Below are 14,051 nucleotides of genomic sequence, written 5' to 3' on the forward strand. Positions count from 1 at the left end.
CTCACGCGTCGCGTGCGTACAAGAATGTCAGTGCGCATGCGCCTACCGTTGCCGTCGGGGAGCTCCGACGTCAACCTACTCTGCCAGCCGTCCCATTATTTGGTACGGCGATCCCAGCATGTGGTTGAGGATGAGAACCGTCACTCCCCCCTGCCCGCTGCGGTGCAGATGCACACCTTGTTGCCGTCCGGGTCGGCGAGCACCCAGAAGCTGTGCTCGGGGTGCTCGCCGACCAGCGTGCCGCCGGCCGCGACCGCCGCGTCGATGCGGGCCTGGACCTGGTCACCGGGGACGAACACGTCGTAGTGCCAGCGCTGGCGGTCGGGCTCGGAGCCGGAGTCCTGGAACCAGACGTTGATGTTGCGGCCGAACGTGTCGCGCAGCTCGTCCGGCGCGTCGTCGAGCGGCTCGTAGCCGAGGGCGGCCCGCCAGAACGGCTGGATCCCGCTCGGGGCAGGGGTGTCCAGGGCGGCCTCGATCTGGGTGAGCGAGTCGGGGTCGGAGCCGACGCCCAGGCCGCGCGCCGCCTCGCTGATCTGCGCGGCGAGGTCGAGGTCGCGCTGGGTGACGTGGCCGACGTCGTGGCTGGTCAGCATCACGTCGACCCGCGGGTAGGTGAGGGTGATGTCGGGGTGGTGGTTGGCCGCCTCGGCAGCCTCGCCGATCGCGTTGACCAGCGACAGGCCGGTGGCGAAGTCGCCGGTCGTGAAACGGGCGTGGATGCCCTGGGCGAGCATCCGCCAGTCGTCGAGCCCGGCGGCTCCCACGTCGCCGTACAGCTTCATGGTCTCGGTCATGGCAGCACCTTCTGTCCGATCTCGGAGGGGTTGTGGCAGATCTCCCAGCGGAAGCCGTCGGGATCCACGAAGTAGCCGGAGTAGCCGCCCCAGTCGCGCTGGACGGCGTCGGTCACCTGGGCGGCGCCCGCGACCCGGGCCTGCTCGAGCACCCGGTCGACACCGTCGGTCGTGGCCAGGTTGTGGGCGATGGTGATCGGCGGGACTCCCCCGCCCGGCGGCTGCCCGACCTCGGCGGTGAACGCGTCGACGTCCCACAACGACAAGATCAGCTTGTCGCCGACGTCGAACATGAGCACCTCACCGGGCTGGTCGAGGCAGGGCTTCCAGCCGAGACCGTCGAGGTAGAACTTCCGGGACTCGCCCAGGTCGCGCACTGCCAAGGTGATGAAGCTGATCCGCTGGTCCATGGCTTTCACTGTGCCACCGGCCACCGACACCGGCCAGTGGCGCGTCCGTGGATGCGGCCCACCCGCCGATCTGACACGGTGGACACATGGCTTCCCCACTCGACTCGCTCAAGAAGGCCGCGCAGGCTGTCGTCGGCGCTCCCCACGTGTTCAACGCCGCCCGCGACGCCGGGGCCAGCGCCTCCGCCGCCGCCGACGTCATGGCGGCGTCGGCCGCCGCGATCCAGATCGCCTCGTCCGCCACCGACGGCACGCCCGGCATGGAGAACGCCGTCCGGCACTTCATCTGGCAGGCCTACATCGCCGGACGCCACGGCAGCGCCGTCGCCGAGGCTGTCGCGGCCGCCCACGAGGAGGGCCGCAACACCCCCCACGACACCCGCGTCGACCTGCACAACAACGCCGCGGGCCGGGCGTACGGCGAAGCGAGTTCCGCCACGATCGGCCAGGGCTCGCTCACCGACGCGCTGAAGGCCCTGGTGCCCGTCGCGAAGGAGAAGTGGGCCAGCGACGAGCTGATCTGGGTCAAGCCGCACTGAGACCGCCGCAGCCGGCGACCGTTCAGGTCACCGGGCGAGGTCGTCGTCCCCGAAGGCGGGCAGGCCGTCGATGCTGAGCGTGTTCTTCTCGCGCCGGTAGGCGATGCGGCCGTCCTCGCCCCGGCGCTCCATGTTGGGCGTGAGCAGGTCGCGCTCCGAGTCGAGCGAGAGCAGCGGCAGGGCGTAGCCGCACGAGTCGCTCACCCGCTCCACGTCGACCACGATCACCGCCCGCGCGGCCGGGTTGGCCGGGAACCGCGCCGCCCACGCGCCGTACTCCTCATCGTAGATGCTCACCACACGACCCTGGCCGTGCAGGCGTACGACGTTGGGCTCGCGCGCGAACGAGCAGAACATCAGCGTGATGCGGCCGTTCTCCCGGACGTGCGCAATGGTCTCCGCGCCGCTCGCCGTGAGGTCGAGGTAGGCGACCGTGTGCTCGTCGACCACCACGAAGGAGTCGGCCAGGCCCTTGGGCGAGAGGTTGACGTGTCCCCCTGCGCCCAGCGGCGCCGTCGCCACGAAGAAGACGTGCTGGGCCTCGATGAACGTCCGAAGACGTGCGTCGATCCCGTCGTGCACCTTGCCCATCGTCGGCCGTCAGCTGGTGACGGCGCCGTGGGCGGCCGACTGGACGACCTTGGCGTACTTGCCGAGCACCCCGCGGGTGTACTTCGGGGGCAGCGGCTCCCACCCCTCCTTGCGGCGTGCCAGCTCGGCGTCGTCGATCTCGACCTCGAGCGTGCAGTTGGCGACGTCGAGGGTGATGGGGTCACCGTCGGCCACGAACGCGATCGGACCACCGTCGACGGCCTCGGGGGCGATGTGGCCCACGCACAGGCCGGTGGTGCCGCCGGAGAACCGGCCGTCGGTGACGAGCAGGACGTCCTTGCCGAGGCCGGCGCCCTTGATGGCGCCGGTGATGGCCAGCATCTCGCGCATGCCGGGGCCGCCCTTGGGGCCCTCGTAGCGGATGACCACGACGTCGCGTGCCTTGATCTCGCCGGCCGCGAGCGCGTCGAGCGCCTTGCGCTCACCGTCGAAGACGCGGGCGGTGCCGGTGAAGGTCGTGTCGTCGAAGCCAGCGCTCTTGACCACGGCGCCCTCGGGTGCCAGCGAGCCCCGCAGGACCGTGATGCCGCCGGTGGCGTGGATCGGCTTGTCGAGCGCACGCAGGACGTCGCCGTCGAGGCCCTTCGGGTTGAGCGCCTCGAGGTTCTCGCGCATGGTCTTGCCGGTCACGGTGAGCGTGTCGCCGTGCATCAGGCCCGCGTCGAGCAGCGCCTTCATCACGACCGGGATGCCGCCGATCTTGTCGACGTCGTTCATGACGTAGCGCCCGAAGGGCTTCAGGTCGCCGAGGTGCGGGACCTTCTCGCCGATGCGGTTGAAGTCGTCGAGCTCGAGGTCGACGTCCGCCTCCCGGGCGATGGCAAGCAGGTGGAGTACGGCGTTGGTCGAGCCGCCGAGGGCCATGACGACGGCGATGGCGTTCTCGAAGGCTGGCTTGGTCATGATCTGGCGGGCCGTGATGCCCTGGCGCAGCATCTCGACGACCGCCTCACCGGAACGGTGGGCGAACCCGTCGCGACGGCGGTCCACGGCCGGCGGGGCCGCGCTGCCGGGCAGGCTCATCCCGAGCGCCTCGGCGACGCTGGCCATGGTGTTGGCGGTGTACATGCCGCCGCAGGCGCCCTCACCGGGACAGATCGCCCGCTCGACGCGGTCGACCTCCTCACGGGTGATCTTGCCCGCGAGACAGGCGCCGACAGCCTCGAAGGCGTCGATGATCGTGACGTCGTTGCCGTCGACGGACCCGGGCATGGTCGAGCCTGCGTAGAGGAAGACGCTGGCCAGGTCGAGGCGGGCTGCTGCCATCAGCATGCCCGGGAGCGACTTGTCGCAGCCCGCGAGCAGGACGCTGCCGTCGAGGCGCTCGGCCATCATCACGGTCTCGACCGAGTCGGCGATGACCTCGCGCGACACCAGCGAGAAGTGCATGCCCTCGTGGCCCATCGAGATGCCGTCCGAGACCGAGATCGTGCCGAACTCGAGCGGGTATCCCCCGCCGGCGTGCACGCCGTTCTTCACGGCCTTGGCCAACCGGTCCAGGCTCAGGTTGCAGGGGGTGATCTCGTTCCAGCTGGACGCGACACCGATCTGCGGCTTGACCCAGTCGTCGTCGCCCATCCCTACCGCACGGAGCATGCCACGGGCGGCGGCCTTCTCCAGACCGTCGGTGACGTCGCGCGAACGGGGCTTCATGTCGTGCTGCTGGGTCATGGCGGCAAGGCTACTGGCGCGGGGCGTCGGTCCCGCCTCGCGTCTCAGCCGGTGCCTGCCAGAAGAGACCCGCGCCGCGACCGATCCTGACCTCGTGGGGAAGGATCGGGAACGAGCCAGCCCGGCGGTTGCGTGACTTCCTCGAGTCGGCGTAGGCCCATTCGGGGATCGGCAGCACATTGCGCCGGGGCGGTCGCCAGCCCTCCCGCGCCTCCGCCACCAGCTCCTCCCACGTGGGGTGGTCGGCGACATCGGCGAGTGTCGGTCGGCGACCCAGCTGCCACCAGGTGCTGTACCTCACCCGCGGCAGGTCGAGGTCCTCGGAGCGGGCAAGAATCGCGGAGTACCACGAGGTCGTCTCCGAACCCTCAGGCGCCCACCAGCCCTGCGCCCAGACATACGTGTGTGCCGGGTATCGCCGGCCTGCCGCATCCCTAGCGGCACCTTCTCGCATGGGCCGCACCCGCTCACCGTCGCGCCGCACGGCAGCCAGCTCCAACTCTACCAGCTCCAGAACTCGCACCATCATCCGCGCCCCGGGCGTTGTCCGCCCCGTCTCCCACTTGGCCACGGCCGACTGCGACACGCCCAGCTCCTGCGCCAGGTCACGCTGGGAGAGCTTCGCCAGGCGGCGTACGCGCCGGATCAACCCGGCGACATCACCGGCCCGGCCGGTCATGGCGTCCTGCTGCTCGCTGCTGGTCCCCTGCTTGGTGCTCGATCCCTGCTGCTCGATCTCCATCCCATCTCCCCGATGGTCGCTCGTCCTGTCCGGAGACCCATCACAGCAGGGGGCACCGACAACACGCTTGGACCTGAGTCCTCAGAGGACTCAGGTCCAAGCGTGGCGGGGAGGGGTCTCCCCGTTGCCGGGATCAGCGCGACTCGGCGGACGTCAGTCCAGCGTCGCGGCGCGGACGACCATCACGTCGGGGAGGTCCTTGTGGATCTCCTGCCAGGTGCGGCCCTCGTCGGGCGAGCACCACACGGCTCCGTTGCGGCCCCCGAAGTAGAGCCCGGCGTCCTGGTGGTCGTCGGCACACATCGCGTCGCGCATCACGGCCGCGTAGAACCCGTCGGGCAGTGCGCCCTCGCCCAGCTGTTCCCACGAGGAGCCGCCGTCGGTGGTACGGCAGACGCGAGCTCTGCCGTCGACGGGCCAGCGTGCGCCGGCGTCGGCGATCGGGAAGGTGTAGGCAGTGTTCGCCCGGTGTGGGTGGGTGACCATCGCGAATCCGAACTCCGAGGGGAGGCCGGGGGCGATGTCCTGCCAGGAGGCGCCGCCGTCGTCGGAGCGGTAGACGCCGCCGTGGTTCTGGAGGAAGAGCCGGTCGGGGTCCGAGGAGTCGCGGGCCACCTTGTGCACGCACTGGCCGAACTCGGGGTAGTTGCGCTCCCCCGGCATGAACTCGGCCTTGATCCCCTTGTTGGAGGCGGACCAGGAGGCGCCGCCGTCCTCGGTGCGATAGACCCCACCGGTCGAGAGCGCGGCGAGGACCGACGAGCCGTCGGTGGGGTGCGGGAGGATCGTGTGGAAGGCCTGACCGCCGAAGCCCTCGTTCCACTCGGCGCGGTGCGGGTGGTCCCACAGGCCGCGCACGAGGGAGAACGACTCACCGCGGTCCTCGGAGCGGAAGATCGCGCCGGGCTCGGTGCCCGCCCAGACCACGTCGTCGCCGACGCCGGGCACGAGCTGCCAGACACGGGCCAGGGTTGCCGGCGAACCGTCCGGGAGCTGCGCGTCGTCGGGGAAGCGGATCGCACCGTTGGCGGTCTCCTCCCACGTCTGCCCGAGGTCGTCGGAGCGACGCACCTGCGGGCCGAACCAGCTGGACGAGCAGCCGGCGAACAACCGAGGAGTCGACCCGCGACGGTCGATCAGGACGGAGTAGACCTCCTCCATCGGGAAGTGTGGTCCCGACCAGGACCAAGCGGTGCGCGCGGCATCCGAGGTGCCGATCCACAGTCCCTTCCGCGTGCCCACCAGTGCGATCGTGCTGGTCATCGAATCTCCCCCTCGACTGCCGTTCCTACTAGGAATAGTCCTAGTAGGAACAGTAGTCTGATCCGACCATGGGTCAAGGCCTTCCAGTCACCTCCTACGCCCTGCTCGGGCTGCTCACCTTCGGCGACGCGCTGACGGGCTACGAGCTCAAGCAGCGAGCCGATGCGACCCTGCGGTTCTACTGGGTCTCCCCCGCGATGAGCCAGGTCTACAGCGAGCTCGCCAGGCTCGCCGAGCACGGGCTCGTCACGCCCAGCGGCGAAGGCCGCGGGACGACGTACACGATCAGCGACGCCGGCCGGGAGGCACTCACGACCTGGATGCGCGAGAGCGCGCCGGGGTTCCCCGTCCTCAAGCACCCGGTCGCGCTGCGGCTGCTGCTCGGGCACGTCGTGGACCGGGAGACGACCGTGGCCATGCTCCGCGACCACGTGCTCGCCCTCGAGAAGGAGGAGGCGGCCCTGGTCGAGGTCCGCGACGGCCTGCGTGGCCACGACGGCCCGGGCGAGATCTTCCGGCACCCGAGCCTCGTCGCCGACTGGGGCCTGGACTACTTCGAGAACGAGCGCCGTATCGTCGGCGACCTGATCCGGCGCCTGGAGGACGAGGGCCCGTAGGCCCAGGAGGACGCGCGTGACCCGAGCCGTGTGGTTGGTCGTCATCGGCATCGTGTCGGTCCAGGCCGGCGCCGCCATCGCCAAGGACCTCTTCGGCACGATCTCACCGACCTCGATGGTGTTCCTGCGCCTGGTCACCAGCACCCTCGTGCTGCTCGCGATCGCCCGTCCCTCGTGGCGGGGACGCAGCCGCGCCGACTGGCTGGTCGTGGCCGCCTTCGGCGCCAGCCTCGGCCTGATGAACTGGGCGATCTACCAGTCCTTCGCCCGCATCCCCCTCGGCATCGCGGTGACGATCGAGTTCATCGGCCCGCTCACCTTGGCCGTGCTCGGCTCGCGCCGGGCCCGCGACCTGATCTGGGTCGTCCTGGCGGCCGCGGGTGTCGCGCTGCTCGGCTTCGAGCCGGCCGACCTCGACCCGGTCGGCGTCGCGTTCGCCCTGCTGGCCGGGTCGGCATGGGCGGCCTACATCCTGCTCAGTGCGCAGACCGGGCAGCGCTGGCCGGGCTTCGACGGCCTCGCGATCGCCAGCGCCTTCGCGACGTTGCTGCTCACCGCTCCGGCGATCGTGTCGGGGGGTACGGCGCTGCTCGACCCCCGCGTCCTGCTCATCGGCGCCCTGGTCGGCGTGCTCAGCTCGGTCATCCCCTACAGCTGCGAGCTGGTGGCCCTCAGGTCCCTGGCACCCAGCGTGTTCGGCATCTTGATGAGCCTGGAGCCGGCCGCGGCGGCGCTGGCGGCGATCGTAGTGCTGCAGGAGCTGCTCGCCCCGACGCAGTGGCTCGCCGTGGCCTGCGTGGTCGTGGCGAGCGTCGGCGCCACGCGCAGTCGTCCGGTCCTCAGCGAGCCCGCGCCCGACTGACGGCCGCTGGGGCACAATCTGCGCATGGAGAAGACGACCCCCGGGCCGGTCAGCACCGACGCCCGAGTCCGTTTCGTCGACGTACTGTCCGACGACGGCACTCGCATCCGAGCCTGGACCAACGACCCCGAGGGCACCATCGACGGCCCGACCGTCGTGCTCTGCAACGGCCTCGGCACCAACCCGTGGGCGTGGCCGGCCCTGCTGGATCCCGACTGCGGCATCCGGGTCGTCTCCTGGAACCACCGCGGCGTCGGCGGCTCGGCGCGGCCGCTGGACACGAGCCGTGTCGGCATCAGCGAGTTCGTCGAGGACGGCTTGTCGGTGATGGACCACTTCGGCATCGACCGGGCCGTGCTGATGGGGTGGTCGATGGGCGTCAACACGATGTTCGAGCTCGCGCTGCGCCACCCCGAGCGGGTCACCGGGCTGTTCGCAGTCTGCGGCGTCCCGGGCAACACCTTCGGCACCATGCTCGGCCCGCTGCACGTCCCGCGTTGGGCGGCCCGGGTCGCCACGGTCAACCTGGCCCGGGCGGTCAAGCTCGGCGGACGCGCGCTGACCCCGATCGCCAGCCGGCTGCCCGTCGGCCCGAAGACCGTCAGCGTCCTGGGCCACACCGGTTTCATGCTCCCGCTGGCCGATCCCGCGATGACGGCGCGCGCGATCAAGGAGTTCCTCACGACGCCCGTCGAGTGGTACTTCCACCTCGCGATCAAGACCTCCGAGCACCCCCGCGTCTCCCTGAGCGCGATCACTGTGCCGGCGTTCTTCGTCGCCGGGACCTACGACCTGCTGGCCGGCGCCCGCGACATGGCCTCCGCGGCCGCGCGGATGAAGGAGGCGACCTACGTCGAGCTCCGGGCCAGCCACTTCGTCCAGATGGAACAACCCGAGGTCGTCCACCAGCTGCTCGTCGAGTTCGTCGAGCGCGTCGGCTGATGTCCCGCGCCCGCGCCGGACTCCCGATCGCGCTGCTGCTAGCGCTCGCCGGCTGCGGCGACCTGACCGACTCACCGCGCGACCCGGACGGCAGTGCCGGTACGGCGACGTCCGACCCGGCTCCGTCCTCGCCGGCCACCTCACCGCAGACCCGCACCGGCAAGCCCCGCGTCACCGGCACCGTGGCCAGCGGGCTCTCGGTCCCGTGGGGCATCGCCTTCCTGCCGGACGGCTCGGCGATCGTGACCGAGCGCGACTCCCGCCGGGTGCTGCTGCTGACGCCCCGCACCGGCGGCGAGGCCGAGGTGACCGAGCTCGGCGAGCTGGACCAGGCGGCCCCCGAGGTCGAGGCCGGCCTGCTGGGCGTGGCGGTCTCTCCCGACTTCGCGACCGACAGCACCGTGTTCTTCTACGCCACCACCGCCGAGGACAACAGCGTCTTCCGGGCCACCCTGGACGGCGACGAGCTCAGCGAGCCGACGCCGATCCTGACCGGCATCCCCAAGGGCGTCATCCACGACGGGGGCCGGCTGGCGTTCGGCCCCGACGGCTTCCTCTACGTCTCCACCGGTGAGACCGGCGAGCCGGACCTGGCCCAGGACCCCGAGTCGCTCGCCGGCAAGATCCTGCGCATCACCGCCGACGGCGACCCTGCTCCGGGCAACCCCGACGAGGGCTCCCCCGTGTGGTCGATCGGGCACCGCAACGTGCAGGGCCTCGCCTTCGACGAGTCCGGCCAGCTGTGGGCCAGCGAGTTCGGCGACCAGACCTTCGACGAGCTCAACCGGGTCACGAAGGGCGGCAACCACGGCTGGCCGGCCGTCGAGGGCCGCGGCGGCGCACCGGACTACGTCGACCCGCTGGTCACCTGGTCCACGGAGGAGGCGTCCCCCTCCGGCCTCGCCTTCGCGAACGGCTCGCTGTGGATGGCGGCACTGCGTGGGGAGACCCTCTGGCGGATCCCCCTGGACGGGGACACGACCGGCGAGCCGGTCGACCTCTTCACCGGCGACCACGGCCGGATCCGCACCGTCGTCACGACGCCCGACGGCGACCTCTGGGTCGCCACGTCCAACCGAGACGGCCGCGGGGACCCGGCGGACGAGGACGACCGCATCCTGCTGGTGTCACCCGGCGGTTGAGGAGGTCGCGCAGCGACCGTCACGAAACCCGGTTGATCACGCTGCGCTTCGATGCCCGGCGCAACGTGGTGAGGATCGCCGGCCCGAGCACGACCAGCGCGACCGAGGTGGTGATCGCCCGGCCGGTGTCCCAGCTGCCGGTCGAGGTCAACAGCGTGTAGACCCCGAAGCGGTGCAGGTTCTCGAGCAGCGGGGCGCCGGCGACGTACGACAACGATCCCTCGTGGCCCTGGACCACGATGCCGAGCGTGAACGGCCAGCTCGACAGGTTCATCAAGATGCCGAACAGGTAGGACGCCACGATCCCGTAGACCACGAGCGCGGCGACCTCCACACGACCTGAGAGGCGGCGCGGCAGGAAGCCCGCGCCCATCCCGATCCAGGCGGAGACGAGCATCTGGAACGGCAGCCACGGCCCGACGCCGCCGGTCATCAGCGCGGACGCGAACAGCGATGTGCAGCCGAGCACGAAGCCGAAGGCCGGGCCGAACACCCGCCCGGCGAGGATCAGCAGGAAGAACACGAGCTCGATCCCCGCGACCCCGGCGCCCAGCCCGCGCAGCACGGCGTTGATCGCGGAGAGCACCCCGAGGACGGCCAGCACCCGCGCGTCCATCCCGCCCTCGCTGAACTCCGCGAGCACGACCACGATCACCAGCGGCAGGAGGGCCAGGAAGATGAAGGGCGGGTCGATGCGCGCTGTCTCGGGGACGTCGAGGAGCAGCGGCCAGCCGAGCATCATCAGCCCGGCGAGCGAAGCGATCCCCAGCACCGCCGCGGAGCGCGGCCGGATCGGGAGCGCGGCCCGAACCGTGGGTCGAGCTCCGTCGAGACCGCTCACGACGACTCCAGGGCGGCGACGACCTCGTCGACCCGCAGCCACGGCGGCCCGAGGATCTTGGTGACCTGCGGGGCGTAGGACGGCGACGCGGCGACGACCTCGCGCGCCGGTCCGGACGAAACGACCTCGCCGTCGGCGAGGACCACCACGTCGTCGGCGACGGTCGCGACGAACTCGACGTCATGGGTGGCGATCAGCACAGCGTGCTCGTCGTCGGCCAGCTCGGCGACGATCCGCGCGAGCCCGGCCTTGGCGGTGTAGTCGAGCCCGCGGGTGGGCTCGTCGAGGAGGAGCACGCGCGGTCGCGCGGTCAGCACGATCGCCAGCGCCAGCGCCAGCCGCTGGCCCTCGGAGAGGTCGCGCGGATGCATGGTGGCGTCGATCCCCGGCACGAGGTGGTCGAGCAGGCCCCGGCAGGTGCCCGCGGTGCCCCCGGCCCCGGTGTCGGCGGCGGCGCACTCCTCGGCGACGGTCTCGAGATAGAGCAGGTCGGCGGCCGTCTGCGGCACGAGCCCGACGAGGGCGCGCCGGCCCGCGGCATCGAGGCGGCCGGGGTCCCGGCCGGCGACGGAGACGCTGCCGGAGCGTCGGGACTGGGTGCCCTGCAACGCCCAGATCAGCGTCGACTTGCCGGCGCCGTTGCGCCCCATCAGCGCCGTGACGTGACCGCTGCGGAGGTCGAGGTCGACCCCGTCGAGGACGACGTTGCGGCCGTGGGCGACGGTCAGCCCACGGGCCGACAGCACGGTCGACCCGGCAGGCGGCTCCTCGACGACGGGCGCCGGGAGGGCGAGCGACCTGGCTGCACGGCGGGCGTCGCGGACGCTCAGCGGCAGCGGCGACCAGCCCGCTGCCCGCCCGAGCTCGATGATCGGCGGCACCACGGGCGAGGTGGCGAGCACCACCGCGGGGGTGTCGACGAGCACTCCCCCGTCGCCGGTCAGCAGGCAGATGCGGTCGGCGAAGGGGACGACCCGCTCCAGCCGGTGCTCGGCGAGCAGGACGGTCAGGCCCAGATCGTGCACAAGTCGGGTCAGCGTCGCCAGCACGTCCTCGGCCGCGGTCGGGTCGAGCGCCGAGGTCGGCTCGTCGAGCACGAGCACGCGCGGGTGGGTGGTGAGCACCGCGCCGATCGCGACGCGCTGCTGCTGGCCGCCCGAGAGCGTGCGTAGGTCGCGGTTGCGCAGGTCGGCGATGCCCAGCAGGTCGAGCGTCTCCTCGACGCGGCGGCGCATGGTGTCGCCCGGCAGGCCCAGCTGCTCCATGCCGTAGGCGAGCTCCTCCTCGACCGTGTCGGTGACAAAACCCGCGACCGGGTCCTGGCCGACGTAGCCGACGACGTGTGCGCGCTCGCGCGGCGGCTGGTCGATGACGCTGACGCCGTCGATGAGTACGTCGCCGGACAGCGTTCCTCCGCTGAACCGCGGCACCAGGCCGGTCAGGACGCCGAGCAGCGTCGACTTGCCGACGCCGGTGCGACCGGAGACCAGCACCAGCTCGCCCTCCTCGAGGGTGAGGTCGATGCCGCGCAGGATCGGGCGCTGCTCTTCGGACTGCCCAGCGCCGTACGCGAAGTGGATGTCGCGGAGCTCGATCATCCGCCGACCTCCAGAGGTGTCGAGATGGGCTGACGCGGCGGCGGCGCCGCGAGCGCGGGGACGAGCCCGAGGAGCGCACCGCCGAGGGCGAGCACGCTGAGGTAGGGCATGGCCGACACGGACGGGTAGACCACCAGCGGCTCGGCGCGGCCGAGCTGCCAGATGACGACGCCGACGGCGAGCCCGGACCCGGCCACGACGAGCTCGGCGAGCCGCCATCGGTCGGGGCGGTAGCGCGTGCGCTCGACCCGACGGCCGGCGCTGACGAGCCCGATCACCGCGACCACGACCCCGCCGACCAGGAACGGCACTCCCAGCCACCGGGGTGCGGTGCGGTCGAGGAAGGCGAACGTGCCGACGCACAGCCCGCAGAGCGCGCCGAGCAGGAGGACACCCGTGGTCCATCGCTGGCCGCGCGTCGCCGTACCAGCGCGACCGTAGCCCCGCGCGTCCATGCCGGCGGCCAACGACAGGGAGCGTTCGAGGGCGTCCTCGAGCACCGGCACCAGGAAGCGGCGGAGCCGACCGACGCGACTGCTGGCGTCACCGCGCAGCGCCTGGGCCGCGCGGACGCGGCGGGCGCTGTCGGCCAGCTGCGGGAACACGGTCACGGCCACGACGAGCGCGGTGCCGATCTCGTAGAGCGCCGGCGGGACCGACTTGAGCAGCCGCTTCGGGTTGGCCAGCGAGTTGGCCGCGCCGATGCAGATCACGATGGCGGCGAGACGCAGTCCGTCGTAGAGACCGGCGAGGAGCGCCTCCTGCGTGATCGGCCCGAGCAGTCGCACACCCGCGACCCAGTCGGGCAGCGGGATCGCAGGCAGGTCGACCAGCACCCGGCCGTGGCTCGCGCCGCCGAAGAGGATCCGGAACGCGACCCGGATGATCACGATCATCAGCCCGAGCAGGAGGTAGAGCCGGAACGACCGCGCCCACGGGTGGTCGGAACGGCGCGCCATCACCACCATCGCGGCGGTCGTGACCAGCAGCACGAGCAGCAGCGGGTTGGTCGTCAGCGTCGCCGCCGCCGCCAGCCCGACGGCCCAGATCCACCACGCGACCGGGTGCAGGTCGCGCGACAGCCGGGGCTGGGCGCGGGGCGTCATCAGCTGCGCGTACGCCGACGCGCAGCGTAGGCCGACATGCCGATCGCCACCAGCAGCATCGCGAGGATCGCGAGCGTGAGCCAGGTCGGGACGCGGCCCGACTCCTCCTCCGCAGCGCGCGGCTCGGTCGTCGGGGAATCAGTGGGCGTCGTGGTTGACGGCGCCGGTGCGGACGTGTCGCTCGGGGAGTTCGTCGCGGTGGTCGAGGACGGCGCGGAGGGGCTGGACGGTGTCCGATCGGTCGTCGCAGGGCCGCTCGGATCGGCGGTCGCGGACGCGCTCGGGGCGGACTCCGTGGGCGTGGCCGTCGGGGTCGTCGGGGCCGATGACGTGGCCGATGGCGTCGGAGTCGTCGTGGGGGTGCGTGCCGGCTGCGGAGTCGGCTTCTTCGTGGGCGACGGAGTTGGCTTCTCGCTGGGGCTGGGCGCCGCCTGCACCGGTGCGGCGACTGCCGGCGTGCGGCGCGCCGCGCCCTGCTGCCAGGCGAGGGCGACGGCACCGCCGTCAGGGACGTCGAGGGACGTGACCGCCTCGCTGGAGTAGTTCCACGCGCCACTGGTGCCGTCGGTCCACCACAGGCTCCAGTAGGCATCGGGTGGCGGGGTGTTCACGCACGGGTCGCTCGCGGGGGCACCGTTGACCCGGCACACGAACCCGGGGAATCGCTGCACCTCGGTGAGGGCGAACCCGCTCTGCTCGAAACGGGTGGCAGCGACCTCGCCGGAGCCGGGGTCGCAGACCGTGGCGATGCTGCCGCCGAGTGCCCCGGGATCGACGACCACGCTCACCCCGGAGGTGGTGGAGCAGGCCGCCGACGAGGCCGGGGCCTGGCTGAGCACGCACGCCGCCGCGACCACGAGCGGAACGGTGGTCGCGGCGGCGATGCGGGACAGAAGACCTCGGGTCAAC

General features: G+C 71.8%; 15 protein-coding genes. 5 read left to right on the top strand and 10 right to left on the bottom strand.

What is annotated here, in order from left to right:
* Nucleotides 1-140: 140 nt before the first annotated feature.
* Both C9J87_RS05525 and C9J87_RS05530 read right to left on the bottom strand, forming a co-directional pair.
* Nucleotides 141-797 carry a 4a-hydroxytetrahydrobiopterin dehydratase gene (locus C9J87_RS05525; RefSeq protein ID WP_010833791.1) on the bottom strand — a complete coding sequence of 219 codons (657 nt, stop codon included), beginning with the start codon at nucleotides 795-797 and terminating at the stop codon, nucleotides 141-143.
* On the bottom strand, nucleotides 794-1,207 hold the full coding sequence (locus tag C9J87_RS05530) for a VOC family protein (protein WP_010833792.1): 414 nt from the start codon (nucleotides 1,205-1,207) through the stop codon (nucleotides 794-796). Before C9J87_RS05530 ends, C9J87_RS05525 begins: the two co-directional genes overlap by 4 nt.
* 86 nt (nucleotides 1,208-1,293) lie before the next feature.
* Between C9J87_RS05530 and C9J87_RS05535 the strand changes: the two genes are divergently transcribed.
* Nucleotides 1,294-1,746, top strand: coding sequence for a DUF6973 domain-containing protein (locus tag C9J87_RS05535; protein WP_010833793.1), 453 nt, complete (start codon nucleotides 1,294-1,296; stop codon nucleotides 1,744-1,746).
* A 27-nt stretch (nucleotides 1,747-1,773) separates the two neighbouring features.
* On the opposite strand, the gene C9J87_RS05540 is transcribed toward C9J87_RS05535, so the two are convergent.
* From C9J87_RS05540 to C9J87_RS05555, 4 genes are all read right to left on the bottom strand, one after another.
* Entirely contained in the window at nucleotides 1,774-2,337 is a 564-nt protein-coding gene (locus C9J87_RS05540) for a pyridoxamine 5'-phosphate oxidase family protein (RefSeq protein WP_010833794.1), read from the bottom strand.
* A gap of 9 nt (nucleotides 2,338-2,346) precedes the next feature.
* Complete coding sequence (ilvD, locus tag C9J87_RS05545; RefSeq protein WP_010833795.1) at nucleotides 2,347-4,029, bottom strand: dihydroxy-acid dehydratase; 1,683 nt, start codon at nucleotides 4,027-4,029, stop codon at nucleotides 2,347-2,349.
* A gap of 10 nt (nucleotides 4,030-4,039) precedes the next feature.
* The gene (locus C9J87_RS05550; RefSeq protein WP_010833796.1) at nucleotides 4,040-4,771 is read right to left on the bottom strand and encodes a helix-turn-helix domain-containing protein; all 732 of its coding nucleotides are present in this window, start codon (nucleotides 4,769-4,771) and stop codon (nucleotides 4,040-4,042) included.
* Nucleotides 4,772-4,924: 153 nt separating this feature from the next.
* Nucleotides 4,925-6,034, bottom strand: a complete 1,110-nt coding sequence (locus C9J87_RS05555) for a WD40/YVTN/BNR-like repeat-containing protein (RefSeq protein WP_010833797.1) — start codon at nucleotides 6,032-6,034, stop codon at nucleotides 4,925-4,927.
* Between the two features lie 68 nt (nucleotides 6,035-6,102).
* On the opposite strand from C9J87_RS05555, the gene C9J87_RS05560 reads away from it, so the two are divergent.
* Genes C9J87_RS05560 through C9J87_RS05575 form a run of 4 tightly spaced genes read left to right on the top strand, consistent with a single transcriptional unit; the run spans nucleotide 6,103 to nucleotide 9,597 of the window.
* A complete protein-coding gene (locus tag C9J87_RS05560) occupies nucleotides 6,103-6,651 on the top strand; it encodes a PadR family transcriptional regulator (RefSeq protein ID WP_010833798.1) in 549 nt (182 codons plus the stop codon).
* Between the two features lie 16 nt (nucleotides 6,652-6,667).
* Nucleotides 6,668-7,513, top strand: a complete 846-nt coding sequence (locus C9J87_RS05565; protein WP_232211516.1) for an EamA family transporter — start codon at nucleotides 6,668-6,670, stop codon at nucleotides 7,511-7,513.
* Nucleotides 7,514-7,537: 24 nt separating this feature from the next.
* Nucleotides 7,538-8,455 (top strand): alpha/beta fold hydrolase, encoded by a 918-nt coding sequence (locus tag C9J87_RS05570; RefSeq protein ID WP_010833800.1) that lies wholly within the window; start codon nucleotides 7,538-7,540, stop codon nucleotides 8,453-8,455.
* Nucleotides 8,455-9,597, top strand: coding sequence for a PQQ-dependent sugar dehydrogenase (locus tag C9J87_RS05575; protein ID WP_010833801.1), 1,143 nt, complete (start codon nucleotides 8,455-8,457; stop codon nucleotides 9,595-9,597). The genes C9J87_RS05570 and C9J87_RS05575 overlap by 1 nt, the downstream gene beginning before the upstream one ends.
* Before the next feature lie 19 nt (nucleotides 9,598-9,616).
* On the opposite strand, the gene C9J87_RS05580 is transcribed toward C9J87_RS05575, so the two are convergent.
* Genes C9J87_RS05580 through C9J87_RS05595 form a run of 4 tightly spaced genes read right to left on the bottom strand, consistent with a single transcriptional unit; the run spans nucleotide 9,617 to nucleotide 14,050 of the window.
* Nucleotides 9,617-10,438, bottom strand: a complete 822-nt coding sequence (locus tag C9J87_RS05580; protein ID WP_010833802.1) for an ECF transporter S component — start codon at nucleotides 10,436-10,438, stop codon at nucleotides 9,617-9,619.
* Nucleotides 10,435-12,036 (bottom strand): ABC transporter ATP-binding protein, encoded by a 1,602-nt coding sequence (locus C9J87_RS05585; protein ID WP_010833803.1) that lies wholly within the window; start codon nucleotides 12,034-12,036, stop codon nucleotides 10,435-10,437. The genes C9J87_RS05580 and C9J87_RS05585 overlap by 4 nt, the downstream gene beginning before the upstream one ends.
* Nucleotides 12,033-13,142 (bottom strand): energy-coupling factor transporter transmembrane component T family protein, encoded by a 1,110-nt coding sequence (locus C9J87_RS05590; RefSeq protein WP_010833804.1) that lies wholly within the window; start codon nucleotides 13,140-13,142, stop codon nucleotides 12,033-12,035. Before C9J87_RS05590 ends, C9J87_RS05585 begins: the two co-directional genes overlap by 4 nt.
* Nucleotides 13,142-14,050, bottom strand: coding sequence for a hypothetical protein (locus tag C9J87_RS05595; protein WP_010833805.1), 909 nt, complete (start codon nucleotides 14,048-14,050; stop codon nucleotides 13,142-13,144). The genes C9J87_RS05590 and C9J87_RS05595 overlap by 1 nt, the downstream gene beginning before the upstream one ends.
* Nucleotide 14,051: the final 1 nt, after the last annotated feature.

The organism is Nocardioides allogilvus (genome assembly GCF_003047285.1).
Classification (GTDB): Bacteria; Actinomycetota; Actinomycetes; order Propionibacteriales; family Nocardioidaceae; genus Nocardioides; species Nocardioides allogilvus.

What these genes read in the sequence shown, in the direction of transcription:
- C9J87_RS05550 (WP_010833796.1), bottom strand. Translation starts at nt 4,771, where the DNA reads ATGGAGATCGAGCAGCAGGGATCGAGCACCAAGCAGGGGACCAGCAGC.
- C9J87_RS05575 (WP_010833801.1), top strand. Translation starts at nt 8,455, where the DNA reads ATGTCCCGCGCCCGCGCCGGACTCCCGATCGCGCTGCTGCTAGCGCTC.
- C9J87_RS05525 (WP_010833791.1), bottom strand. Translation starts at nt 797, where the DNA reads ATGACCGAGACCATGAAGCTGTACGGCGACGTGGGAGCCGCCGGGCTC.
- C9J87_RS05555 (WP_010833797.1), bottom strand. Translation starts at nt 6,034, where the DNA reads ATGACCAGCACGATCGCACTGGTGGGCACGCGGAAGGGACTGTGGATC.
- C9J87_RS05540 (WP_010833794.1), bottom strand. Translation starts at nt 2,337, where the DNA reads ATGGGCAAGGTGCACGACGGGATCGACGCACGTCTTCGGACGTTCATC.
- C9J87_RS05560 (WP_010833798.1), top strand. Translation starts at nt 6,103, where the DNA reads ATGGGTCAAGGCCTTCCAGTCACCTCCTACGCCCTGCTCGGGCTGCTC.
- C9J87_RS05585 (WP_010833803.1), bottom strand. Translation starts at nt 12,036, where the DNA reads ATGATCGAGCTCCGCGACATCCACTTCGCGTACGGCGCTGGGCAGTCC.
- C9J87_RS05570 (WP_010833800.1), top strand. Translation starts at nt 7,538, where the DNA reads ATGGAGAAGACGACCCCCGGGCCGGTCAGCACCGACGCCCGAGTCCGT.
- C9J87_RS05530 (WP_010833792.1), bottom strand. Translation starts at nt 1,207, where the DNA reads ATGGACCAGCGGATCAGCTTCATCACCTTGGCAGTGCGCGACCTGGGC.
- C9J87_RS05535 (WP_010833793.1), top strand. Translation starts at nt 1,294, where the DNA reads ATGGCTTCCCCACTCGACTCGCTCAAGAAGGCCGCGCAGGCTGTCGTC.
- C9J87_RS05590 (WP_010833804.1), bottom strand. Translation starts at nt 13,142, where the DNA reads ATGACGCCCCGCGCCCAGCCCCGGCTGTCGCGCGACCTGCACCCGGTC.
- ilvD (WP_010833795.1), bottom strand. Translation starts at nt 4,029, where the DNA reads ATGACCCAGCAGCACGACATGAAGCCCCGTTCGCGCGACGTCACCGAC.